The sequence below is a fragment of the Cryptosporangium arvum DSM 44712 genome, assembly GCF_000585375.1.
Taxonomy (GTDB): domain Bacteria; phylum Actinomycetota; class Actinomycetes; order Mycobacteriales; family Cryptosporangiaceae; genus Cryptosporangium; species Cryptosporangium arvum.
In genome coordinates, this window is the sequence record NZ_KK073874.1 from 57,300 (window position 1) to 81,417 (window position 24,118).

A 24,118-nucleotide genomic window follows, 5' to 3' on the forward strand; every position below is an offset into this window, starting at 1 on the left:
AGCGGTTGTGGGTAAGCGGGGACGCGAAAGGCGCGAGAAGAGGGTCAGGGAAGTCTTCGTCGGACGTCCGTTCGAGGGCTTGGCCACCGAGGCGGAGTGGGTCGCGCTCCGAGAGCTGGTTCCGGCGGCCACCGCGCCACTGAAACTCGCCGACCACCCGGATCGACCGGTCGTGCTGACCACGGTGCTGCCGATGGCACTCCCGGCCCTGGTCAAGCCCGACGGCCGGATCTTCCTGTCGGTGCAGATGCCGGCTCGCTCGGGTGACCTGAGCCGCGACCTCGCGGCCGTGCTCGAAGACGCGCTGCGCGCGGAACCCGGCAACTACGTCGGTGTGGCCGGTCTTCCCGAGCCCGGTCCCCGTCTCCAGGACCTCCTGGCCGACGACGGGCAGCTCGACGTCACCGTGCACGAGACGTTCGACTACTGGCTCGACGAGCCCCGGCCGGACGACCCGGAAGTCGCCTCGAGCCTCGAGCAGGCGAACTCCTCGATCCTCCCGACGGTTCCGGTCACCACCGCGCCGGCCGCGTACTGGTGCCAGGTGACGGAGAAGGCCCACCTGCGTTGGGTGCTGCCCGAGGCCGAAGACACCGCACTCGACGCGCTCGCCCGGCTCCAGGCCGCCGGTGACCTGGCGCTCGGCTCCACCGGGCGTTACGTCGGGGCGTTCCGGGCGCACGGTCTGCTGGCCCCCGTCTGGGACCTGCCGCACGACCCGGAGCCCGCCGAGTACGAGCAGCCGCTGGCCGATCTGGCCAAGCGCTACGCCGACGCGGTGTCGGTCACCGATCCGCTGAGCGCGGCCGAGCGCCGCGCACGGGATGGCCTGCGCGGGCGGCAGCTCACCCTTCGCTAGTTCGGAGCGGGTCGCGGACGATCGGACAGGACATGCACCTGGGCCCACCGCGACCCGATCCGAGCTCGCTGCCCGGGATGCGGATCACCTCGATGCCCGCGTCCTCCAGTTGCGCGTTGGTCTCGACGTTCCGCTCGTAGGCCACCGCCAACCGGGGAGCGATGCACAGCGTGTTGTTGCCGTCGTCCCACTGTTCGCGCTCGGCGGTGACCGGGTCGAGGCCGGTCGGGATCACCCGCAGCCGTTCCAGCCCCATCGCTTCCGCCGCCGCGGCCAGGAACGGCACCGGGCCGCTCACCGCGGGTTCGCCGTCGGTGCCCGCCGTCAGCCTGTACGCCATGAGCGTGTCGGCGACGGCCGGGTACGCGACGACGGCGTCCAGGTCCACCATCGTGCAGACGGTGTCGAGGTGCATGGTCGCGCGCTGCTGAGCGATCGGAACCGCGAGCACGGTGTGGGTCGTGCTGGCCCGGCCGTCGGCGAACAGCCGGTTCGCGAGACGCTCGGCTCCGGCGGGCGTGGTGCGCTCGCCGACCCCGACGGCCACCACCCCCGGCGCCAACAGCAGGACGTCGCCACCTTCGAGCGGTTCGAGGTCGCGGCCGTACAGGGACGGCGAGCCGGCGAAGCGCGGATGCCAGCGGTAGATCGTGCCGGTGATCGTGCTCTCGCGGAGCCGAGCCGGCATGGCCATGCTCGTCACCGCGGAGGCGCCGCCGATCCAGACGCTCGAGTCACGGGTGAAGAGCGTGTTGGGCAGCGGTTCGACGACGAAGTCGTACTCGTTCATGAGCTGGTAGGTGAGCCCGGTGCCGTTGCGGAGTTCCTCGTGGGCGAGGCCGGAGATCACGGTCGCGGCGAGGCTCTCGGCGTCGAGTTCCTGGAGGTGCTCGGCTACCCGGCGCCGGAGCGTGTCGCCCCAGCGGCGGTCACCGAGCAGTGACTCGGAGATCTCCTTGCGCGCTCCGGGGTCGGTGAGCGCTTCGGCGAGCAGCTGATCGACGTAGAGCACCTCGACGTCGTGCGCGCGAAGTGCCTCGGCGAACGCGTCGTGCTCCTCCTGGGCCCTGGCCACCCAGGGGATGCCGTCGAACAGCAACGATCCGTTGTTGCGCGGGGTGAGTCGTCGGAGCTCCGGGCCTGGTCGGTGGAGCATGACCGTTCGGAGCCGGCCCACCTCACTGTCGACGTAGGGCCGTGGCCGGTCGGTGCGAAGTAGCTCGTGGTCTGACACGCCGGAAGGTTACCCAGCAGCTACCCGTTCCATCACGTGGGACGGCGAGGCGCTCTGACGAGGTGGATGTGGCCGATGTGGCGGGGGTGCTCCGCGGCCGACCGGCCCGTTTCGACGGTCGGCGCGCCTCTGACCAGTCGATTTGCAGATGCGGATGGGCTCTGCCTAAAGTTCTGCCTGTCGCCGCGAGCGGGTCGAAAGATTCACCGCAGCGACGCGGAACGGAAACCAGCGTATGCAGGTAGCCGGGCCGCCGGGCGGTTGCCGAACCGACACGGAAACTTCTTCGAGGGTCCGGGTTGACGAAGCGAGACCGACCGAGGTAAGTTAGAAGGGTTGCTGCGGGCGGAGCGGCGCGGACGAAAGTCCAGCGGACCGCGAATCCGACTAGATGCAGCCAACCACAAGTAGTAGCCCCGAGTGAAGCCCTAGCGGGCGGATCCGGTGCGCGTGTGTTGTTTGAGAACTCAACAGTGTGTTTGAAAGTTAGTGCCAAGTGTTTGACCTCGGCTCACCATTTTTGGTGGGTTCAAGGTTCCTTTGGTTGGACTGACTAGCCCCTGCCAACGTTGGGGTGATGTTGGTTCTGCTAGGTAAATGGATTCTCTAAGGGTATTGGCACCGTTGCCTTCGCCGGCTGGTGCTGATGAAAAACCTTGATGGAGAGTTTGATCCTGGCTCAGGACGAACGCTGGCGGCGTGCTTAACACATGCAAGTCGAGCGGAAAGGCCCTTCGGGGTACTCGAGCGGCGAACGGGTGAGTAACACGTGGGCAATCTGCCCCTCGCTCTGGGATAACTCCGGGAAACCGGGGCTAATACCGGATACGACCACTTTAGGCATCTTCGGTGGTGGAAAGTTTTTCGGCGAGGGATGAGCCCGCGGCCTATCAGCTTGTTGGTGGGGTAATGGCCTACCAAGGCAGTGACGGGTAGCCGGCCTGAGAGGGCGACCGGCCACACTGGGACTGAGACACGGCCCAGACTCCTACGGGAGGCAGCAGTGGGGAATATTGCGCAATGGGCGAAAGCCTGACGCAGCGACGCCGCGTGAGGGATGACGGCCTTCGGGTTGTAAACCTCTTTCAGCAGGGACGAAGCGCAAGTGACGGTACCTGCAGAAGAAGCACCGGCCAACTACGTGCCAGCAGCCGCGGTAATACGTAGGGTGCAAGCGTTGTCCGGAATTATTGGGCGTAAAGAGCTCGTAGGCGGCTTGTCACGTCGACTGTGAAAACCCGGGGCTCAACTCCGGGCCTGCAGTCGATACGGGCTGGCTTGAGTGCGGTAGGGGAGACTGGAATTCCTGGTGTAGCGGTGAAATGCGCAGATATCAGGAGGAACACCGGTGGCGAAGGCGGGTCTCTGGGCCGTAACTGACGCTGAGGAGCGAAAGCGTGGGGAGCGAACAGGATTAGATACCCTGGTAGTCCACGCCGTAAACGTTGGGCGCTAGGTGTGGGACCCTATCCACGGGTTCCGTGCCGCAGCTAACGCATTAAGCGCCCCGCCTGGGGAGTACGGCCGCAAGGCTAAAACTCAAAGGAATTGACGGGGGCCCGCACAAGCGGCGGAGCATGCGGCTTAATTCGATGCAACGCGAAGAACCTTACCAAGGCTTGACATACACCGAAAACTCGTAGAGATACGGGGTCCTTCGGGGCGGTGTACAGGTGGTGCATGGTTGTCGTCAGCTCGTGTCGTGAGATGTTGGGTTAAGTCCCGCAACGAGCGCAACCCTCGTTCCATGTTGCCAGCACTTCGGGTGGGGACTCATGGGAGACTGCCGGGGTCAACTCGGAGGAAGGTGGGGATGACGTCAAATCATCATGCCCCTTATGTCTTGGGCTGCACGCATGCTACAATGGCCGGTACAGAGGGCTGCGAAACCGTAAGGTCGAGCGAATCCCAAAAAGCCGGTCTCAGTTCGGATCGGGGTCTGCAACTCGACCCCGTGAAGTCGGAGTCGCTAGTAATCGCAGATCAGCAACGCTGCGGTGAATACGTTCCCGGGCCTTGTACACACCGCCCGTCACGTCACGAAAGTCGGTAACACCCGAAGCCCGTGGCCCAACTCTTCGGAGAGGGAGCGGTCGAAGGTGGGACTGGCGATTGGGACGAAGTCGTAACAAGGTAGCCGTACCGGAAGGTGCGGCTGGATCACCTCCTTTCTAAGGAGCACTTACACTCATCCGGGATTGCCCGGTGGGTGTCAGATGCCGTTGACCAGACAGGATGAGCGCTGATTGGCGTGAACGAGTTCTGGTGCGGTTGCTCGGGTGGATCACTAACTAGTTCGAGTGCATGGATGTAGAGGGTCGTTTAGTACAGCATCTTTGGGTGCAGGAACGGGGCCGGCTAGATCGATGGCTTGTAGAACACACTGTTGGGTCCTGAAATAACACACGCAGGGTGCTCTTTGCTGAGCGGCGTTGTGGGATTTCAGCCGGACCATTCCACACCACATCGACGGACACTGGGTTTTGGGTGTTTGGGCTGGTGGTGAGCGCGGGGTGGGTGCTGGTCGTTGTTTGAGAACTGCACAGTGGATGCGAGCATCTTATCTTTGTGGTCAAGTTGTTAAGGGCGCACGGTGGATGCCTTGGCACCAGGAGCCGATGAAGGACGTGGGAGACCGCGATAGTCCTCGAGGAGCTGTCAACCGAGCTGTGATTCGAGGGTGTCCGAATGGGGAAACCCGGCAGCAGTTATGTGCTGTCACCCGCACCTGAACACATAGGGTGTGTGGAGGGAACGTGGGGAAGTGAAACATCTCAGTACCCACAGGAAGAGAAAACAAGAGTGATTCCGTGAGTAGTGGCGAGCGAAAGCGGATGAGGCTAAACCAGTGACGTGTGATACCCGGCAGGGGTTGCGTCGTTGGGGTCGTGGGACGGCTATTCGTCAGTCTGCCGGCTGATGGGGAAGTAAGAAAATCATGTGGTTAGTCGAAGGTTCTGGGAAGGACCGGCGTAGAGGGTGAGACTCCCGTAGACGAAAACCTGTGATCTTCCTTTAGTTGTTCCCAAGTAGCACGGGGCCCGTGAAATCTCGTGTGAATCTGGCGGGACCACCCGCTAAGCCTAAATACTCCCTGGTGACCGATAGTGCACTAGTACCGTGAGGGAAAGGTGAAAAGTACCCCGGGAGGGGAGTGAAATAGTACCTGAAACCGTGTGCCTACAAGCCGTCGGAGCAGATCTTCGGAGATGTGACGGCGTGCCTTTTGAAGAATGAGCCTGCGAGTTAGTGGTACGTGGCGAGGTTAACCCGTGTGGGGTAGCCGTAGCGAAAGCGAGTCCGAATAGGGCGTGTGAGTCGCGTGCTCTAGACCCGAAGCGGAGTGATCTATCCATGGGCAGGGTGAAGCGCCGGTAAGACGGCGTGGAGGCCCGAACCCACCAGGGTTGAAAACCTGGGGGATGACCTGTGGATAGGGGTGAAAGGCCAATCAAACTCCGTGATAGCTGGTTCTCCCCGAAATGCATTTAGGTGCAGCGTTGCGTGTTTCTTGCCGGAGGTAGAGCACTGGATGGCCTAGGGGGCCCACAAGCTTACTGAAGTCAGCCAAACTCCGAATGCCGGTAAGTGAGAGCGTGGCAGTGAGACTGCGGGGGATAAGCTTCGTAGTCGAGAGGGAAACAGCCCAGATCTCCAGCTAAGGCCCCTAAGCGTGTGCTAAGTGGGAAAGGATGTGGAGTCGCAGAGACAACCAGGAGGTTGGCTTAGAAGCAGCCACCCTTTAAAGAGTGCGTAATAGCTCACTGGTCAAGTGATTCCGCGCCGACAATGTAGCGGGGCTCAAGTACACCGCCGAAGCTGAGGCATTGACACGTATAGTCTGGTTTGAATTCCTGCGGGACTCTTATTGGATGTGTTGATGGGTAGGGGAGCGTCGTACGACGGAGGAAGCTGCCGAGTGATCGAGTGGTGGACGTCGTGCGAGTGAGAATGCAGGCATGAGTAGCGAATGACGGGTGAGAAACCCGTCCGCCGAATGACCAAGGGTTCCTGGGCCAGGCTAATCCGCCCAGGGTGAGTCGGGACCTAAGGCGAGGCCGACAGGCGTAGTCGATGGACAACGGGTTGATATTCCCGTACCCGCGAAGGATCGCCCATGATGAACCTACTTTGTGCTAACCACCCAAGCCGGCCGATTCCTTCGGGAAGGAGCTGGGGAGGCTGGGATCCCGGGTGGTAGTAGTCAAGCGATGGGGTGACGCAGGAAGGTAGCTCATCCCGGTGAATGGTGGTGCCGGGCTAAGGGTGTAGGACGAGGCATTGGTAAATCCGTGCTTCATATAGTCTGAGACCTGATGGGGAGCCGTTGTGGCGAAGTGAGTGATCCTATGCTGCCGAGAAAAGCCTCTAGCGAGATCCGAGCGGCCCGTACCCTAAACCGACACAGGTGGTCAGGTAGAGAATACCAAGGCGATCGAGCGAACTGTGGTTAAGGAACTCGGCAAAATACCCCCGTAACTTCGGGAGAAGGGGGGCCGGAGACGTGATCCCACTTGCTGGGGGAGCGTTGTATGGCCGCAGAGACCAGGGGAAAGCGACTGTTTACTAAAAACACAGGTCCGTGCGAAGTCGTAAGACGATGTATACGGACTGACGCCTGCCCGGTGCTGGAACGTTAAGGGGACCGGTTAGTCCGTAAGGGCGAAGCTGAGAACTTAAGCGCCAGTAAACGGCGGTGGTAACTATAACCATCCTAAGGTAGCGAAATTCCTTGTCGGGTAAGTTCCGACCTGCACGAATGGCGTAACGACTTTCCTACTGTCTCAACCACAGGCTCGGCGAAATTGCACTACGAGTAAAGATGCTCGTTACGCGCGGCAGGACGGAAAGACCCCGGGACCTTTACTATAGCTTGGTATTGGTGTTCGATTCGGCTTGTGTAGGATAGGTGGGAGACTGTGAAGCGGGCACGCCAGTGTTCGTGGAGTCATCGTTGAAATACCACTCTGGTCGTATTGGATGTCTAACCCGGGCCCCTGATCGGGGTCGGGGACAGTGCCTGGTGGGTAGTTTAACTGGGGCGGTTGCCTCCTAAAATGTAACGGAGGCGCCCAAAGGTTCCCTCAGCCTGGTTGGCAATCAGGTGTTGAGTGCAAGTGCACAAGGGAGCTTGACTGTGAGACTGACAGGTCGAGCAGGAGCGAAAGCTGGGACTAGTGATCCGGCACTGGCTGGTGGAAGCGGTGTCGCTCAACGGATAAAAGGTACCCCGGGGATAACAGGCTGATCTTCCCCAAGAGTCCATATCGACGGGATGGTTTGGCACCTCGATGTCGGCTCGTCGCATCCTGGGGCTGGAGTAGGTCCCAAGGGTTGGGCTGTTCGCCCATTAAAGCGGTACGCGAGCTGGGTTTAGAACGTCGTGAGACAGTTCGGTCCCTATCCGCCGTGCGCGTTGGAGATTTGAGAAGGGCTGTCCCTAGTACGAGAGGACCGGGACGGACGAACCTCTGGTGTGCCAGTTGTTCCGCCAGGAGCATGGCTGGTTGGCTACGTTCGGAAGGGATAACCGCTGAAAGCATCTAAGCGGGAAGCCTGCTTCGAGATGAGGTCTCCCACCACCTTGAGTGGTTAAGGCCCCCGAGTAGACGATCGGGTTGATAGGCCGGATGTGGAAGCCTGGTAACAGGTGGAGCTGACCGGTACTAATAGGCCGAGGGCTTGCCCACAAAGTATGACGTTGAAAGTAAGTAGTCGCATCCACTGTGTGGTTCCCAGACCACGAACAGCATTGGTTTCTGTTCAGTAGGTCTGATCAGGTTCCGGTGGTTATAGCGAGGAGGAAACGCCCGGTCCCATTCCGAACCCGGAAGCTAAGCTCCTCAGCGCCGATGGTACTGCACTGGTGATGGTGTGGGAGAGTAGGACGCCGCCGGACTTTTCTTGACAGAAGGGCCGCTGCCTTAGGGCAGCGGCCCTTCTGCATGTCCGGGTACGGAAACCGCAGCGGTCATCCGTTCGAAGGAGTTAGTGATCGGCTCCAGTGCCGATCAGCACCCCACCCTTGAACTCGGTTCAAAGAATCACTGGCGCCGGCGGGCGAATCCTGCGGATTCCGCAATCGATCAAGAAGGTCGCTCGTGGGACAAAATCCTTTACCGCTGACTTCCTCTGTGACCACTGTGCCCCGTGTGGCGTCCGGATCCCAGCCCACGGGACATCCGTCCGGAGTGACGCGACTCTTTGTCACTATCCCTTACGCATCGTGTAATGGCGTCTACTCTGGTAGTAGGTGTTCGGAGCGCTGCGACTACGAATCCGTAGTTCGGGGTACTTCTGCCTCTAGATGGCGATCGTTGGGAGGGAGGGCACACGCCCACATGGCCCACATCGACATGTCCGTTGCCACCGCCGAGGTCGCCTCGGACGTCGTTCCGACGTTACGGCTCGTGGATGGCATCAGGCCTTTGGAGAATTGGCTGCACTCCGTCAGTGAGGCGGAGGAGCCCTGCCTGCTTCTCGACGGGGACGGCGTGGTCCTGGCCGCGTCGTCGAGCTGCCACGGTGCGCTCGGGCTGCCTTCGCACGAGGGCGCGCTGGTCGGCCGCGGGCTGCTCGAGGACATCGTCGAGCTGATCGACTTCAGCGCCTCTCGCATCCGGCTGCGCCCCGATGAGGTGGAGCGCATCCCGCCGCTCCTCGCGCTGTCCACCGGTGCCCTTGCCCGTGGACTCATGAGGCTGCGCTCCGGGTCGACCACCTGGACGCTCGACGCGATCTCCACGCCGATTCGCGTCGGTGGGGCGGTCCTGGGCTCCCTGACGTTCTTTCATCGCGTCTGACCCAGCCGGTTAGGCTCCGGGCATGTCAGTGGAGCTCACCCGATATGCCTACCTGGGGCCGGCCGGCACGTTCACCGAGCAGGCACTGCGGACGGTGCCCGAGACAGCCGGGGCCGAGCTGCTCCCGATGGTGACGGTCCCGGAGGCCCTGCAGGCCGTCCGGGACGCCCGTGCGGACGCCGCGCTCGTTCCGCTGGAGAACTCAGTGGAGGGCGCGGTGCCTCCCACGCTCGACGGGCTGGCCGGCGGTGAGCGGCTGATGATCAAGCGGGAGGTGCTCCTGCCGGTCACCTTCAACCTCTACGCGTCGGCTGGTGCTGACCTCACGACGGTGAAGACGGTCGCGTCGCACCCCCACGGGCTGGCTCAGTGCCAGGGGTGGCTGCGGCGGCACGTACCGCAGGCGGAGCTGATCACCGCACCGTCAACGTCTGACGCCGCCGAAGGTGTCGTCCGGGGTGACTGGGACGCGGCGGTGTGCGCTCCGGTCGCCGGCCAGCGCAACCAGCTCGAAGAGCTCGCGGTCGACGTCGGGGACAACGCGGCTGCGGTCACCCGCTTCATCCTCGTGACGCGCCCCATGCGGCCGCCCGCGCCCACCGGTGCCGACGTTACGTCGCTCGTCGCGTTCATCGCGCACGACCGCACCGGGGCGCTGTTGGAGGTGCTCACCGAGTTCGCGGTCCGCGGCATCAACCTCACCCGGATCGAGTCGCGTCCGACCAAGGAGCGGATCGGACGGTACTGCTTCTTCCTCGACTGCGACGGGCACATCGAGGACGCCAGGGTCGGTGAGGCGCTGATGGGGCTACGGCGGGTATGCGCGGACGTCCGCTTCCTCGGTTCGTATCCGCGGGCCGGCGCCGATCACGAGGGCGACGGGCGGGCCGAGCCCTCCGACGCCGACTCCGACGCGGCGGGCTGGCTCGCGCGGGTACGCGCCGGCGAGGCCTGACCCGCGGGTTTCCGCGCCGCTAACTGCGGAAACAAAGAGAACACGCCCGGCCGGGCGGGGCTGAGTCGCCCGGCCGGGCGTACCAAAGGTGACAGACTAGGCACGGCTCCCCTCGTACCCCAGCAGTTCCCTCTCTGGTGTGGTTAGGCTAACCTAACCGCATGACAACGTCCAGAGGGTGTGTCGACGCGGGGGTTCTGTCCGACCCGCGCGCGCTCCGTGACTGGATCACTCGCTACGGCGAGTACCACGGCAGTGTCCGATTCCCGGTGGCCTCGGCTCTCGCGTTCAAGGCGTACACCTGGGCGCTGATCGAAGCGGCGGTGGGCCGCTGGGTCACCGAGCGGCGCGTCGTCGACGTCTCGATGTCACGCGTCCGGATCCGTACGGAGGCGGCGGACGAACCGCAGCTGGAGTTCGTCGCGTTGCACCACACGGTGCTGCCGGACGACCCGATGGCCGGTCAGCCCGGCGTCGCGGTGGTGGCCACCGAAGACGAGTTGCTCGAGGTTCTGCGTCGCACGCTCGTCGACAACCACCTGGAACCGGCGGTCGAAGCGTTCCGGGCCTTGCGCGGCGGTGGACCGAGGCCGCTCTGGGGCACCGTGGCCCAGTCGATCGGGTACCCGGCGGCGACCGCCGATCCCACGTTCCTGCCGGACCGCGCCGCGACCGTTCAGCGGCTGCTGTCGATCCTTCCCGACGGGGTCGCCCAGCTCGTCGAGATCGCCGAGCTGGACGAGGGCCAGGGGTGGCGTCCGCTGCTGCTGCGACGGACCTGCTGTTACGCGTACACGTTGCCGGCCTACGGCCAGCCCTGTCTGACCTGCTGCCTGCTCGACGACGCCGGGCGCGACGCGGTCGCGGCCGAGGACCAGGTCTCCTGGCGCCGCTGCACCAGCTGCGGCTGACCGACGAGCTCGCCGGCCCCGTGCTGGGGGCCGGCGAGCAACTACTCAGCTGAAGAGGCTGCCGAGGCCGCCCTGCTGCTGCTGCTGACCGCCACCGCCGGCACCGAGGCCCGCGGGCTGCTCGGACGGCTGGACGACGACGAAGCCCTGGCCGGCGAAGCTCATCGTGAACGCCTCACCGGTGGTGCGGCCGATCAGCGTGCCGAGGCCGAGCTGGTCGGCGCGGTGGTAGCCGGTCTGCAGCGACGCCGACCAGCACACGGCGGCCTGCGGGTCGGCGTAGGTCGGCTGGTCGACCTTGAGGACCACCGGCGTGCCCTTGCACGTCACCGCGATCCGGCCCTGACCGGAGAAGACGGTGTTGAAGGCCCCCTGCGCCGAGAACATGCCGGCGCCCTGGACCATCTTGATGTCCCACTGCAGGGTCGGCTCGAACGCGAGCACGTTCGCACCGTTGATCGTCAGACCGTCGTGCGGGCCTTCGAGGTCGATCAGGTAGATGTCCGAGGCGTTGTCGGCGAGGAAGACGTCGCCCTGGCCGACGGCCTTCATCAGCGGCACACCCTCACCGGTGAGCTTCTGCTTCAGGAACTTGCCGAGGCCACCGGAGCCCTGGGCCTGGAACTGCACGTTCCCCTGGTACGCGACCATCGAGCCGACTCGGGCGAAGATCTCGCCGCGGAGCTCCACCTTGAGGAGCTTGGAATTCTGGAGGCGCAGGCCCGGCTGCGCCGACTCCTGCTCCATGTTCGAGGCGGCGAACAGTTCAGAGCGCATGAGATTTCCCTCCGCATGACAGTGACATCAGGGTAGGACCCGCAGGCCAACGACGTGCGTCACCCGGTCGGCAATTGGTCAGCCCCAGCCCAATTCGTGGAGCCGCTCATCCGGAATGCCGAAATGGTGGGCAATTTCGTGGACGACGGTGATTGCCACTTCCTCGACGACGTCCTGCTCGGTGGAACAGATAGCGAGCGTGGGGTTACGGAAAATCGTGATCCGGTCGGGGAGCACGCCGGCGTAATCCCAACCACGATCCGTCAGCGCGTGACCCTCGTAGAGCCCGAGCAGACCTCGCTCCGGGGCGTCGTCCTCGACCAGCACGACCACGTTGCTCATCCGCTTGAGCAGTTCCTCGGGGATCGCGTCCAGCGCGTCACCGACGAGCTCTTCGAAACGTTCGCGGCTCATCTCGACCACGTGACCAGCCTAGAGATTTTTCCGCGCTTCTCGGCGCGAGAGGGGCGAGAGCTCGCTCTCGTGGGCGCTCACGTACGCACGCACCCACTCGGGGTCGCACCAGGCGTACTGCCGCAGCGCCCAGCCGATCGCCTTGCGCAGGAAGAAGTCCTGGTCGGCGGCGTTCGCCGCGATGGCGTCGGTGAGCAGCTCGAGGTCGGTGTCCTGCTTGAAGCTCAGCTGGCAGATGATCGAAGTGCGCCGAAGCCACGGGTCCGGGTCGGTGCTCCACGTGCGGATCACCGGTGTCACACCCGCGCGGTCGGTGCGCAGGATCGGGCCGACGCGGCGGCTGGCGATCTCGTCGACGTAGTCCCACCAGGCGCCGCCGACGACGAGCTCGCGGTAGAGGTCCAGGGTCGTGGCGTCCTGGAACTGGCGATAGGCGCGGTGGCCGGTCAGGTCGATCGCGGCGTAGCGCTCCTCGCGATACGTGGCCTCGTGCCAGAGCGTGCGGACCGCCTTCTCCCAGCTCGCGCGGTCGGCCAGCGGGTGCTCGACGAACACGGGCTTGAGCGCCTCGGCCCGCACCGGCTTCGCGACGCCCAGGTAGGGCATCGTCGACTTCATGTAGGCCTGCATGCCCGGCGCCCGGTCCGGGTCGGCGGCCGCGGCCAGCGCGGCCCTGACCGCGGCTACCAGGTCGTTCACCAGCTCGTACGCAGCGGTCGGCCCTCGTCGTACCCGGCGCTGGACTGGATGCCGACGACAGCCTTCTCGTGCAGCTCCTCCAGCGAGCCGGCGCCTGCGTAGGTGCACGCCGACCGCAACCCGGCGACGATCTGGTCGATCACGTCCTCCACGCCCGGACGCTCGCGGTCGATGTACATCTTCCCGGAGCTGATGCCCTCCTCGAACAACGCCTTGCGGGCCCGGTCGAACGCGGACTCCGAGCGGGTGCGGTGGCGGACGGCCCGCGAGGACGCCATTCCGAACGACACCTTGTAGAGCCGACCGTCGCCGTCCTGCTGGAGGTCGGCGGCGCTCTCGTAGGTTCCGGCGAGCCAGGAGCCCACCATGACGTTCGCGGCGCCTGCGGCCAGCGCGAGCGCGATGTCGCGCGGGTGGCGCACGCCGCCGTCGGCCCAGACGTGCCTGCCGAGCGCCCTGGCCTCGGACGAGCACTCCAGCACCGCGCTGAATTGCGGCCGCCCGACCCCGGTCATCATCCGGGTCGTGCACATCGCGCCCGGGCCGACGCCGACCTTGACGATGTCGGCCCCGGCGTCGACGAGGTCGCGGACGCCTTCCCGGGTGACGACGTTGCCGGCCACGACCGGCACGTGCGGGTCGACCGAGCGGACGGCGCGGATCGCGGCGATCATCCGCTCCTGGTGGCCATGGGCGGTGTCGACGACCAGGACGTCGGTGCCGGCGTCGAGGAGGGCTTCGGCCTTGCCGGCGACGTCGCCGTTGATGCCGATCGCGGTGCCGATACGCAGCTTGCCGTTGGCGTCGAGCGCCGGGGTGTAGAGGGTGCTGCGCAGCGAACCGGTGCGGGTCAGGACGCCGAGCAGGGCACCGTCGGCGTCGACGACCGGTGCGAGCCGGCGCCGGGAGTCGTGCAGCGTCCCGTAGGCCTTGTCCATCGGGGTGCCCTCGGTGATCGTCAGCAGCTCGCTGCTCATCACCTCCTCGACCTGGGTGAACCGGTCGACGCCCGCGCAGTCGGCGGGGGTCACGACCCCGACCGGCCGGTTCCCGTCGAGCACGACCGCGGCCTCGTGGGCACGTTTGTGGATGAGCGCCAGCGCGTCCCCGACCGTGTCGTGCCGGGTGAGCGTCACCGGGGTCTCGTACACGACGTGACGCTGCTTGACCCACTCGATCACGCTCGTGACGACGTCGAGCGGGATGTCCTGCGGAATGATCGTCAGCCCGCCGCGCCGTGCCGTGGTCTCGGCCATCCGGCGCCCGGCGATCGCGGTCATGTTGGCCACGACCAGCGGAATCGTCGTTCCGACCCCGTCGACGGTGGCGAGGTCGACGTCGAGGCGGGATTTGACGTCGGAGCGCGCAGGCACCATGAAGACGTCGTTGTAGGTCAGGTCAGCTGTCGGCGTGGTCGGCCCGCCGGAGGCCTGAAGAAACTGCACGTTATTCCATGGTACGCGGGTCGCTCCCGGAGGACCTGTGATCCAACGCACGGGGTCGGGTCACCCTTCTGGAACGATCCCGAAATGCTCGGCACGCACGATTGGCGCATGACGCTCTGGCAGATCCGCACCGTTGTCGATGACGAGCCCGGCCGGCTCGCCGCTCTCGCCGGCAGCCTCGGCGAGCTGTCGGTGAACATCCTGTCGGTCCAGGTGCACCCGGTGGTCGCGGGCGCGGTCGACGACTTCGTGGCGGACGCCCCGGCCTCGCTCACCGCGGAAGATCTGGCCGCCGCGGTGGCGGCCGGCGGCGGGCGCCGAGCCGTGGTGCGCCCGGCCGACGTGCACGGTCTGGCCGACCCACCGACCCGGGCGCTGCAACTGGCGGCCCGGCTCGTGCGTGATCCGGAGAGCCTGCCGCTGGCGCTGTCCGAGCTGCTGGACGGCGGCGCGGTCGAGTGGTCCCCGGCCGGAGTGCCGGTCCCCGACGAAGGTGAGCTGCAGCTGCGCGATCCGCGCGGTGGTTCGCTCCGCGTCGTCCGGATGGATTCCCGACTGACTCCGTCGGAGGCCGCACGGGCGCACGCGCTCGCCGACCTGGCGACGGTGTTGGCGGCCGCCCCGGAAGGGGCCGTCACCTGGCGGCGGGCGTCCGCGGCCGACGTCGACGAGATCGCGGCGATGCACGACCGCTGCTCGGACGAGACGCGGTTCCGCCGCTACCACTCCGGCCTGACGCGTATCCCGCGCCGGCAGCTGGCCCGGCTGGTGAACCCGCGGCTCGGGGTCGCGCTGGTCGGCGAAGTGGACGGCGCGATCGTCGCGATGGGCAACCTGATGTGGTGCGGCGCCGCCGACGCCACGCCCGCCGAACTGGGCCTGCTCGTCGAGGACGCCTGGCAGTCGCGCGGCCTCGGCACCGCCGTCACCCGGCGACTGCTCGCCGCCGCCGTGGACGCGGAGTGCGACCGGATCCACGCGATGGTCCGTCCGGACAACGTCCCGATGCTGCGCTTGCTGGCCGGACTGGGCCTCCCGACCCACCGGCACTGGGAGGACGGCACCCTCACCGTCACCGTGGATCTGGCGGCAAAAATCGACGAGGGCGTCGCTAGTAGTCTGGGCCAGTGATCGATCTTCGCTTCCTGAGGGACAATCCGGACGCCGTTCGCGCCAGCCAGCGTGCTCGCGGGGAGTCCGAGTCCCTGGTGGACGAGCTGCTCGCCGCCGACGAGCGGCGCCGGGCCGCGGTGGCCAAAGCCGACGCGCTGCGTGGTGAGCAGAAGGCGGTCTCGAACAAGGTCAAGGCCGCGTCGAAGGACGAGCGCCCGGCGCTGGTCACGGCGGCCCGCGAACTCGCGGCCACGGTCAAGGCGGCCGAAGCAGAGCAGGCCGAGGCCGACGCCGTGCTGCGCGAGGCCCACCTCGCGGTACCGAACGTCGTCGAGGACGGTGCGCCGGCCGGCGGCGAGGACGACTACGTCGTCATCCGCGAGGTCGGTGCGATCCCGCAGCTGGAGAACCCGCTCGACCACCTCGCGATCGGCGAGAAGCTCGGCGCCATCGACATGGAGCGGGGCAGCAAGGTCGGCGGCTCGCGCTTCTTCTTCCTCACCGGGGTCGGCGCGCTGCTCGAGCTCGCGCTGCTCAACATGGCGGTCGCGCAGGCCGTCGAGTACGGCTTCACGCCGATGATCACGCCGACGCTCGTCAAACCCGAGATCATGGGCGGCACCGGCTTCCTCGGTGCGCACGCCGACGAGATCTACCGTCTGGAGGCCGACGACCTGTACCTGGTCGGCACCAGCGAGGTGGCCCTGGCCGGCTACCACTCGGACGAGATCATCGACCTGTCGAACGGGGCGAAGCGCTACGCGGGCTGGTCGACCTGTTACCGCCGGGAAGCCGGTTCGTACGGGAAGGACACCCGCGGGATCATCCGCGTCCACCAGTTCGACAAGGTCGAGATGTTCTCGTACACCACGCTCGACCAGGCGCACGACGAACATCTGCGCCTGCTCGCGTGGGAGGAGGAGATGTTGGCCAAGGTGGAGATCCCCTACCGCGTGATCGACGTCGCCGCCGGTGACCTCGGTTCGTCGGCCGCGCGGAAGTTCGACTGCGAGGCGTGGCTGCCCAGCCAGAACCGGTACCTCGAGCTCACGTCGACGTCGAACTGCACCGACTTCCAGTCGCGTCGGCTCAACATCCGTCACCGGGGCGCTTCGGGGCGTCCCGAGCCGGTCGCGACGCTGAACGGCACGCTGGCCACCACGCGGTGGATCGTCTCGATCCTGGAGAACCACCAGCAGGCCGACGGCTCGGTGAAGGTGCCGGCGGCGCTGCGTCCGTTCCTGGGTGGGCGGGACGTGCTCGCACCGTGAAACAACTCGATCCTGGTTGGCGTCCCAAGCTCGTCGCGCTCGATCTGGACGGCACGGTCGTGAACTACGGCCCGGCCCGCACCCAGCCGAGCCTCGCGGTGGCCGCGGCGGTCGGTCGGGTGATCGACGCCGGGGTTCCGGTCGTCGTCGCGACCGGCCGTGCCGTGCTCGACGCCCTCGACACGGCGGTGGCGCTCGGCATCCACGGCGTCGAGCTCGTCTGCACCAACGGCGCGGTGGTCTACGACGCCGAAACCGGCGAGACCACTCACCGGGTGACCGTCGACGCGTCCGCGGCCGCCGCCGCGCTGGCCGAACGCATCCCGGACGCCGTTTTCGCGGCCGAGCGGGACGCGAAGGGCTTCCTCACCACCGACGGTTTCCACCGGGAGTTCACGGTCGGCACCCAGGAGGTCGTCGACCTGGCCACGCTGGTGTCCGAGCCGGTGGTCCGCCTCGTCTGCGTGCGGCCCGGCTGGGACGTCGCTCAGATGGCTGCCGTCGCGCGGGAGGTGCTCGACCCGGCGCAGTACAGCTGGGACCTGGGCTTCAGCGCATGGCTCGACGTCCAGGCGGCGGGGGTCTCGAAGGCCACCGGCACCGCGATGGTCTGTGCCGACCTCGGCGTCGACCCGTCGGACGTGCTGGCGATCGGCGACGGCACCAACGACATCGAGCTGTTCAAATGGGCCGGCTGGGCGGTGGCCATGGGTCAGGCGATGGACGTCGTCAAGGACGTGGCCGACGAGATCACCGACCCGGTCGACCTGGACGGGTGCGCCACCGCACTCGGCCGGTGGTTTCCCTAAGCGTCGGTGTTCGTGTGGCCGATGGGGCATCAGTGCTCCCCGTTCTGGTAGCGACCGACCTGGACGGCACGCTGATCCGATCCGACGGAACGGTGTCCGAATACACCCACGGGGTGCTCCGCCGGGTGCGTGACGCCGGCGTCGAGGTCGTCGGCGTGACCGGCCGTGGCCCACGGCTGCGGACGCTGTCCGCGGCCGCCGTCGACGTGTCCCGCTACCTGGTGTGCGCGCAGGGCGGGTTCGTGCTCGACCTGGAGACCGGCGGTGTGCTGAAGGCGACGCGGATCGCCGGTGCGGTCGCGGCGCAGGCGGTCGCGATGATCGAGGAGCGTGTCGGCCCGGTGCTGGTCACCGTGGAGGCCGGTGAGGCCGACCACGCCCCGCTGCACGGCGACCCGACGTTCGAGTGGCCGTTCCCCGACCCGTGGGAGCCCGCCGACCGCGAGACGATGTTCGCCAGTGAGTTGCTCAAGGTATTCGTCGCCAAGCCGGGGCTGGACGTCGAGGAGTTCTTCGCGGTGGCGAGGGACGTGGTGCCGGCGACCGTCGGCGAGGTCACCTACGCCGGGCTGGGGTTCCTGGAGATCTGCCCGACCGGCGTGACCAAGGCGGCCGGGCTCGCGGTCGTCTGCGACACGCTCGGGGTGGCCGCGTCGGACGTGCTCGCGTTCGGTGACATGCCCAACGACGTCCCGATGCTGGGCTGGGCCGGGAAAGGCGTCGCGGTGGCGAACGCGCACCCGGAGCTCAAGGCCGTCGCCGAGGAGGTCACCGGCTCGAACGACGAGGACGGCGTGGCCCACTACCTCGAGGAACTACTTCCCCGCGAGAGCTAGCCAGAGCGGCGTCGTGACGACCGAGAGCGTGGTCGAGACGACGATCGCCGACGCCACCGGCCCCTGCAGCGTGCCGAACTTCTCCGCCATCAGGTACACGTTCGCGCCGGTCGCGATCGAGGCCATCAGCACCACCGCGAGCGTCTCGACCGCGGACAGCCCCAGCGCGACGGCGAGAAGCCAGACGGCCAGCGGATGCAGGACCAGCTTGACCACGGTGATCCCGAGGCTGATCTTCCAGCCGGTGCGCAGCCCGTAGCGCTGCAGCCCGATCCCGAGGACGACGAGCGCCAGCGGGGTCGCCGCCCGCCCGAGCGACTCGATCGGTTCGGCCACCAGGCTCGGCACCCGCAGACCGACCAGCCGCACGACGGTGCCGACGACGATCGCCAGCACGAGCGGCGTCACGGTGACGGTCACGGCGGTGCGGAGCAGGTTCCGCGCGGTGAGCTCGCCGCCGCGGGCCTGCTCGATCGAGGCCGTGGCCAGCGTCCACAGCACGGCCGCGTTGAAGATCAACACCATGGCGACGACGGGGAGCGCGGCCGGGCCCAGGAACGCCTGGGCGAGCGGGATACCGAGCAACACGTTGTTCGAGAAGACACCGCCGACCGCGAACAGCGAACCATCGATCCCGTCGAGGGTCGTGGCGAACCGGGCGACCAGGCGCGCCACCGCGAAGATCACGAAGCACCCGCCGAAGTACGCTCCGACGACCTTCCAGCTGGGCGTCGAACGGGACGGCGTGCTCGTGATCGAGAACAGCAGAGCCGGCAGCGAGACGTTGAACACGAACGTGCTCAGCGCACCGCCGGCCTCGCGGGCCCACGGAGCGAACGCGGCGAGGGCGTAGCCCAGAACGATGAGCAGGAAGATCGGCAACGACTGCGCGATCTGGGTTCCGAGCGACGACACCTCTAGAAGTTAGACATCACGTCGCCCAGAACCGACTCGATGCGACGAGGGTCATTCGACTCGTAGTAGCGGCCGCCGGTGGTCTTGGCGACCTGGTTGAGCACGTTCTTGCCGTCGCGGGTGAGCTCGTCGCCGAACGCCACCGGGTACACCCGCACGGTGGGCTCGGCCTTCAGGCCGGCCAGCAGCGCCTGCGGGCTGATGCTGCCGGGGTCCTGGTTGTCGCCGTCGGTGAGCAGCACGACGGCGTTGATGCCGTCGGCGTCGCTCTGCGCGCGCACCAGTTGCACGGCGTCCCGCGCGGTGTCGTAGAGGCCGGTGTCGTTCTTCGGCGTCAGGCTCTGCAGTGCGCGCTTGAGCGCGCCCTCGTTTTTCGAGCTGATCGGGACGAGCTGCCGATGGTCGACCGGGCCGTCGAGCTTGGTGGAGAACTCCCAGAGGCCGACGCGGTCGTTGGTGCCGAAGTAGTCGAGCGACGCCTCGGCGGCCTGTGTGGCCAGCTGCAGGCGCGTCGATTTCGTGCCGGCCACCTTCTCCTTCATCGAACCGGACGTGTCGAGCACGATCAGCACGTTCGCCGGCCGGTTCAGGTCGCGCCACGCGTTCAGCAGGGCCGCGACTGCCGCCGGCTGCGGCGAGGGGAACGTCGTCGCGGGTCGCTCGGCGATGAAACCGCCGGACTTCGCGACGACGTCCGGGTCGAGCTTGTCGTTGCTGTCCCGGAATCCGGCCGCGCGGAACGCGGCCTGCTGCTCGTCCTCCAGCAGGAACTTCTGGAAGTCGTCGGCGGCGGCCCGCTTGGCCGGCGTCACCCACGGCGCGTCGATCACCGAGTCGACGGTGACGTAAGGGTGGTCGGAGACCAGCGTGCCGTCGCTGGGCTGCATCGCGACCAACTTCTCGGCGGGGGCAGGCAGGTGGCTGCTGCCCGCGCTCATCGGTTCGCCCTGGTTGTAGGCCCAGACGGTCTGCTCCTCCACGGCGAGCGCCGACACCGACGACGTGCCGGACTGCTCGGCCTGCTGCCGGAGCGTCTCCAGGAACGTCAGCGTCGTGTCGCCGTAGCGGTCGGTCGAGCGTTCCAGCGTCCGCAGGAACAGCCGGACGCTGCTGCGCTGCAGGTCCTCCTCGACGTCACCGGTGCGGCCGGGAGCGGCGAGGTAGGCGGCGAGCGTCGCGTGCAGCCCGGAGGTGGAGACGAGCGGGTTCGTGCGGGCGAACAGGAACGGGGTTTCGGACTTGCTGACCCGCTTCCATTCGGCGTCGTTACCGGCGTAGCGGGCGATCTCCTGCCAGCTGGGGGACTTGGCCGGCCAGCCCATCGCCTTCGCGGTGGCTTCCGGTGCGGCGATCACCAGCGGGGACCGGGCCAGGCTCGGTGCTTTCGCCATCGCGCCGATCGCGCCGGCCTTCTGGCCCAGCAGGCCGACCCACACGCTGGAGGCCGGCGTCCAGACGTCGGGCCGGACGCCGTAGTCGGCGGTGGGCCAGCCCTTCGCGAGAGCCTCGACTGCCTCCCCCGACTTGGCGATCACGATCTGCACGCGGACGCAGGTGCCGTCGACGTCGTCGGGGTCGGCGTTGTAGCGCTCGGCGAGAGCGGTGACGACGCCGGCCTTCTCCGGGGAGGAGGCGACGACGAGCGGCAACTCGCCGCTGCACCCGGCGACGGCGTGGAACAGGCTACGGCCGGCGAAGGCACCGCCCGTGAGCAGGACGAGGACCACTCCGGCGGCGACCGGGAGTACCCAGCGGCGTCGCTTGCGGGGTTCCTCGTGGGGAGCGACCGGGACCGGTGGGTTCACGGGCGGGACGCCGCCGCCGGTGGCTCGGCGGGTGCCGCTGTAGGGGCCCGGGATCGGGACGGGGCTACCGGGCGCCGACGGCACGCGCGCGGTCGGCCCGGTCCGCTGGCCCGAGGTGGGCGGAGCCGGCGGCGGCCCGGCCACTCGCCAACCCGACGGCGGCCCGGAGACGGGAGGCCCGGAGACGGGAGGCCCGGAGACGGGAGGGCCGGAGACCGGAGGGCCGGAGCTCGGTGGGCCGGAGACCGGTGGGCTGCTGATGGGCATCCAGGCGGCCGGGGCATCGGTGGTGGGGTCGAAAGACGGGGGGCCGGAGACGGGGGTGATGGTGGTGGGCGGAGCCGAGCCAGTGGTCGTCGTGGTGGCGACCGCGTCGGAGAGGACACGGGCCAGCTCGGCCGCGGTGGGGCGGTGCGGCGGATCCGGGTCGAGGCACCGGTCGACCGTGGCCGACAGCGCGTGCGGCAGCGACGGCAGGTCGTAGGCGAGCGAGCGGTACCGCCCGGACTGGATCGCGGTGATCAGCGCGCCGAGCGTCTCCTGCTCGAACGGACGGTGCCCGGCCAGGCTCTCGTAGAGCATGACGCCGAACGACCACACGTCCGCGGCGGGACCGGCCGCCTGCCCCTCCAGGCACTCCGGCGCGGTGTACGCGAGCGTGCCGACGATGTCCCCGGGCCGCGTCAGGCCGGTGGACTCCGTCGACTTGGCGATGCCGAAGTCGGCGAGCTTCGCCTCCCCGTCGGCGTTGAGCAGCACGTTCGCCGGCTTGATGTCGCGGTGTGTGACGCCGACGGCGTGCGCGGCCGCGAGTGCCCTGGCGACTCCGGCCAGCGCACCGGCCACCTTCTCCGGCCGGGGGAGCGGCCCGCTGAGCGCGTCTTTCCAGCTCCCACCGGTGAGCAGCTCCATCACCAGGAACGGGGTGCCGGGCGCGGCGTCGATCGAGTCGTGCTCACTGATCCGGCCGACGTCGTAGACCGCGACGATGTTCGCGTGGTTGAGCCGGGCGGTGGTGCGGGCTTCGCGCTGGAAACGCTCCGGGGTCGTGAGCGTGTCGCCGGCGTCGATCAGAACTTTGACCGCGACCGGCCGATCGAGGTGGATGTCGTGGGCCGCCCATACCGCACCTGTCGCACCGCGCCCTAACACCTCACGGAGGACATATCGGTCCCCGAGGCGAGGTCCGGCGTCCCGCGATGTCACCCGACCCCCTCCTCCCGCTCTTGGCGACAGGATAGGACCCCGAGGGGAGCCCCCAGCGGACGTGTGATCGGGGGCTCTGTCGGACTTCGGTCAAATGCCGCTAACTGGATCCACCGAACTGCTCGGCGAGACGGGGTGGGAACCCACCGGTGGCGATCGGACCCCAGCGCTCGATCGTGATGCGCAGCAGGCTCTTGCCCTGCCGCTGCATCGCCGCGCGGTAGCCGTCCCAGTCGGGGTGCTCCCCGGAGATGCATCGGTAGTAGTCGACGAGCGGTTCGAGTGCTTCCGGCAGATCGAGCACTTCGATCGAGCCGTCCACCTGGACGTACGGCCCGTCCCAGTCGGACGACATCACGCAGATGCTCGCCCGGGTGTCCCGGCGTGCGTTGAAGGCCTTGGCCCGGTCGGGGTAGGTGGAGACGACGATCCGGTCTTCGGCGTCCACACCGCAGGTCACGGGGGAGAGCTGCGGCCGTCCGTCCTTGCGGGTGGTGGCGAGCATCCCGTGGTGACGTGGCCTCAGGAACTCCAGCAATGCGTCCCGGTCAACCGCGTCGGCGGTCGCGTAGTTAGGCACGCGGTCAGCCTAACCACCAATTCGTCGGACAAACGCGATCGTGACCGCAGATCTCGTGTAACGCTTGGTGCGTGTTCGTGCCCAAGCTGGTCGCTACCGATCTCGACGGAACCCTGCTGCGATCGGACCTGACCGTCTCGGAACGCACGCTCGCGACGTTCAGCCGGCTGGAGCGGTCCGGCATCACGCTCGTGTTCGTCACCGGCCGTCCGTGGCGCTGGATGGACCCCGTGCTCGCCCAGACCGGTCGCCGTGGCCGGGTCGTCTGCGCCAACGGGGCGGTGGTGCTCGACGGGGCGTCCGGCGAGGTCCTGCGCAACTGGACCATCCCGACCGGGACGCTGCGCGCGGTGACGACGTCGGTGCGGGAGACGTTCCCGGACGCGATCTACGCGGTCGAACGGGGGCCCCGGATGCTGCACGAGGCGGGCTACCCGGTGCGGCACGACCTCGGACGCACCGACGAGGACCAGGTCAGCTACGCGGAGTTGATCGCGGAGCCGGTCGAGAAGCTGCTGATCCGCGCGCCGAGCGTGGAGGCGGCCGAGCTCTGGACGCGGTGCACGCGGGTGTTCGACGACACGGTCACCGCAACGCACTCCGGTTTCCGCGGCCTGATCGAGGTGTCCGCGCCGGGCGTGACGAAGGCCACCGGCCTGGCCTGGGTGGCCCAGCACTACGGCGTCGACCCGGGCGGGGTGCTGGCGTTCGGAGACATGCCCAACGACATCCCGATGCTGAGCTGGGCCGGCCGGGGCGTCGTCGTCGCCGGCGCGCACCCGGAGGCGGCCGCGGTGGCCCACACGGTGACCACCGGCAACGACGCGGACGGGGTAGCCACCTACATCGACGCTCTCCTGGACGAGGCCGAGGCGACTACCCCGCGGTAGCTCAGAGGTACTGGCCGGTGCCGTGCGCGCCGGGGGTGCCGTCGTTCGCCACGATGCCGCCGAGGCCCGGGGGCAGCGCCGGGCGTCCGCGCATCTGCTCCAGCTGCATGCGCGCGGCCATCTGCTGGGCGACGAGCGCGGCCTGGATGCCGTGGAACAAGCCCTCCAGCCACCCCACCAGCTGGGCCTGCGCGATCCGCAGCTCCGGCTCGGAGGGCACCGCCTCGTCGGTGAACGGCAGCGACAGCCGCTCCAACTCTTCGCGGAGCTCCGGGGCGATCCCGTCCTCGAGTTCGGTGATGGATCGGGCGTGGATCTCCTTGAGCCTCGCCCGGCTCGCCTCGTCGAGCGGCGCCGCCCGCACCTCCTCGAGCAGCTGCTTGATCATGCTGCCGATGCGCATGACCTTGCCGGGCTGCTCGATCAGGCGCGAAGGGTCGTTGTCGCCGTCTTCCTTGCCGACCTCGATCGGCATCGCGCCGACCGGCGAGCCGTCCGGCCCCATCACCATGACGGTTTGACCGGGTGTGTCGGGAAGCTCGTTAGGGGACTGGTTGTCGGTCATACGACCATCCTCCCGCAATCTGGTTGTGCGC

The 24,118-nt window shown here is 67.4% G+C and carries 18 protein-coding genes and 3 rRNA genes; 12 read left to right on the top strand and 9 right to left on the bottom strand.

All coding sequences use genetic code 11. The features are described 5' to 3' along the window. Positions 1-7: 7 nt before the first annotated feature. Positions 8-859, top strand: a complete 852-nt coding sequence (locus CRYAR_RS00285) for a DUF5926 family protein (protein ID WP_035847431.1) — start codon at positions 8-10, stop codon at positions 857-859. Here CRYAR_RS00285 and CRYAR_RS00290 read toward each other — a convergent pair. After that, positions 846-2,093 carry an arginine deiminase gene (locus CRYAR_RS00290; protein ID WP_211247198.1) on the bottom strand — a complete coding sequence of 416 codons (1,248 nt, stop codon included), beginning with the start codon at positions 2,091-2,093 and terminating at the stop codon, positions 846-848. The genes CRYAR_RS00285 and CRYAR_RS00290 overlap by 14 nt on opposite strands. A gap of 656 nt (positions 2,094-2,749) precedes the next feature. On the opposite strand from CRYAR_RS00290, the gene CRYAR_RS00295 reads away from it, so the two are divergent. The 6 genes from CRYAR_RS00295 (at position 2,750) to CRYAR_RS00320 (ending at position 10,762) form a co-directional block, all read left to right on the top strand. After that, a 16S ribosomal RNA gene (locus CRYAR_RS00295) occupies positions 2,750-4,264 on the top strand. Between the two features lie 399 nt (positions 4,265-4,663). Continuing rightward, positions 4,664-7,783: ribosomal RNA gene (locus CRYAR_RS00300) — 23S ribosomal RNA — on the top strand. Positions 7,784-7,875: 92 nt separating this feature from the next. Continuing rightward, positions 7,876-7,992, top strand: a 5S ribosomal RNA gene (rrf, locus tag CRYAR_RS00305). The 16S, 23S and 5S rRNA genes sit together here, the layout of an rRNA operon. A gap of 442 nt (positions 7,993-8,434) precedes the next feature. Continuing rightward, entirely contained in the window at positions 8,435-8,896 is a 462-nt protein-coding gene (locus tag CRYAR_RS00310; RefSeq protein WP_035847435.1) for a hypothetical protein, read from the top strand. Between the two features lie 22 nt (positions 8,897-8,918). After that, complete coding sequence (gene pheA, locus CRYAR_RS00315) at positions 8,919-9,851, top strand: prephenate dehydratase (protein ID WP_035847441.1); 933 nt, start codon at positions 8,919-8,921, stop codon at positions 9,849-9,851. Positions 9,852-10,012: 161 nt separating this feature from the next. Continuing rightward, entirely contained in the window at positions 10,013-10,762 is a 750-nt protein-coding gene (locus CRYAR_RS00320; RefSeq protein WP_084699819.1) for an IucA/IucC family C-terminal-domain containing protein, read from the top strand. Between the two features lie 45 nt (positions 10,763-10,807). Here CRYAR_RS00320 and CRYAR_RS00325 read toward each other — a convergent pair whose 3' ends face one another. The 4 genes from CRYAR_RS00325 to CRYAR_RS00340 form a co-directional block, all read right to left on the bottom strand. Next, positions 10,808-11,539, bottom strand: a complete 732-nt coding sequence (locus CRYAR_RS00325; RefSeq protein ID WP_035847445.1) for an AIM24 family protein — start codon at positions 11,537-11,539, stop codon at positions 10,808-10,810. Between the two features lie 78 nt (positions 11,540-11,617). Then, positions 11,618-11,953, bottom strand: coding sequence for a metallopeptidase family protein (locus CRYAR_RS00330; protein ID WP_035859795.1), 336 nt, complete (start codon positions 11,951-11,953; stop codon positions 11,618-11,620). Between the two features lie 18 nt (positions 11,954-11,971). Then, positions 11,972-12,652 carry a DNA alkylation repair protein gene (locus tag CRYAR_RS00335; protein WP_245620358.1) on the bottom strand — a complete coding sequence of 227 codons (681 nt, stop codon included), beginning with the start codon at positions 12,650-12,652 and terminating at the stop codon, positions 11,972-11,974. Beyond that, positions 12,649-14,028 carry a GuaB1 family IMP dehydrogenase-related protein gene (locus CRYAR_RS00340; RefSeq protein ID WP_051569527.1) on the bottom strand — a complete coding sequence of 460 codons (1,380 nt, stop codon included), beginning with the start codon at positions 14,026-14,028 and terminating at the stop codon, positions 12,649-12,651. The genes CRYAR_RS00335 and CRYAR_RS00340 overlap by 4 nt, the downstream gene beginning before the upstream one ends. A 177-nt stretch (positions 14,029-14,205) precedes the next feature. On the opposite strand from CRYAR_RS00340, the gene CRYAR_RS00345 reads away from it, so the two are divergent. From CRYAR_RS00345 to CRYAR_RS00360, 4 genes are read left to right on the top strand one after another with little or no spacing between them, the layout of a single operon-like run. Then, a complete protein-coding gene (locus CRYAR_RS00345; RefSeq protein WP_157017170.1) occupies positions 14,206-15,228 on the top strand; it encodes a GNAT family N-acetyltransferase in 1,023 nt (340 codons plus the stop codon). Then, positions 15,225-16,481 (top strand): serine--tRNA ligase, encoded by a 1,257-nt coding sequence (gene serS, locus CRYAR_RS00350; RefSeq protein WP_035847450.1) that lies wholly within the window; start codon positions 15,225-15,227, stop codon positions 16,479-16,481. Before CRYAR_RS00345 ends, serS begins: the two co-directional genes overlap by 4 nt. Beyond that, on the top strand, positions 16,478-17,290 hold the full coding sequence (locus CRYAR_RS48370) for an HAD-IIB family hydrolase (RefSeq protein ID WP_035847455.1): 813 nt from the start codon (positions 16,478-16,480) through the stop codon (positions 17,288-17,290). Before serS ends, CRYAR_RS48370 begins: the two co-directional genes overlap by 4 nt. Positions 17,291-17,322: 32 nt before the next feature. Continuing rightward, positions 17,323-18,126, top strand: coding sequence for an HAD family hydrolase (locus tag CRYAR_RS00360; protein ID WP_035847457.1), 804 nt, complete (start codon positions 17,323-17,325; stop codon positions 18,124-18,126). On the opposite strand, the gene CRYAR_RS00365 is transcribed toward CRYAR_RS00360, so the two are convergent. From CRYAR_RS00365 to CRYAR_RS00375, 3 genes are all read right to left on the bottom strand, one after another. Further along, positions 18,106-19,041: an AEC family transporter gene (locus tag CRYAR_RS00365; RefSeq protein ID WP_035847459.1), complete on the bottom strand. Its 936-nt coding sequence runs from the start codon at positions 19,039-19,041 to the stop codon at positions 18,106-18,108. The genes CRYAR_RS00360 and CRYAR_RS00365 overlap by 21 nt on opposite strands. A 2-nt stretch (positions 19,042-19,043) precedes the next feature. Further along, the gene (locus tag CRYAR_RS44785) at positions 19,044-22,052 is read right to left on the bottom strand and encodes a protein kinase domain-containing protein (protein ID WP_084699825.1); all 3,009 of its coding nucleotides are present in this window, start codon (positions 22,050-22,052) and stop codon (positions 19,044-19,046) included. Positions 22,053-22,152: 100 nt separating this feature from the next. Further along, complete coding sequence (locus CRYAR_RS00375; RefSeq protein ID WP_035847462.1) at positions 22,153-22,632, bottom strand: PPOX class F420-dependent oxidoreductase; 480 nt, start codon at positions 22,630-22,632, stop codon at positions 22,153-22,155. A gap of 71 nt (positions 22,633-22,703) precedes the next feature. Between CRYAR_RS00375 and CRYAR_RS00380 the strand changes: the two genes are divergently transcribed. Continuing rightward, positions 22,704-23,522 (top strand): HAD family hydrolase, encoded by an 819-nt coding sequence (locus tag CRYAR_RS00380; RefSeq protein WP_035847472.1) that lies wholly within the window; start codon positions 22,704-22,706, stop codon positions 23,520-23,522. A 1-nt stretch (position 23,523) separates the two neighbouring features. On the opposite strand, the gene CRYAR_RS00385 is transcribed toward CRYAR_RS00380, so the two are convergent. Next, positions 23,524-24,087 (bottom strand): bacterial proteasome activator family protein, encoded by a 564-nt coding sequence (locus CRYAR_RS00385; protein ID WP_035847473.1) that lies wholly within the window; start codon positions 24,085-24,087, stop codon positions 23,524-23,526. Positions 24,088-24,118: the final 31 nt, after the last annotated feature.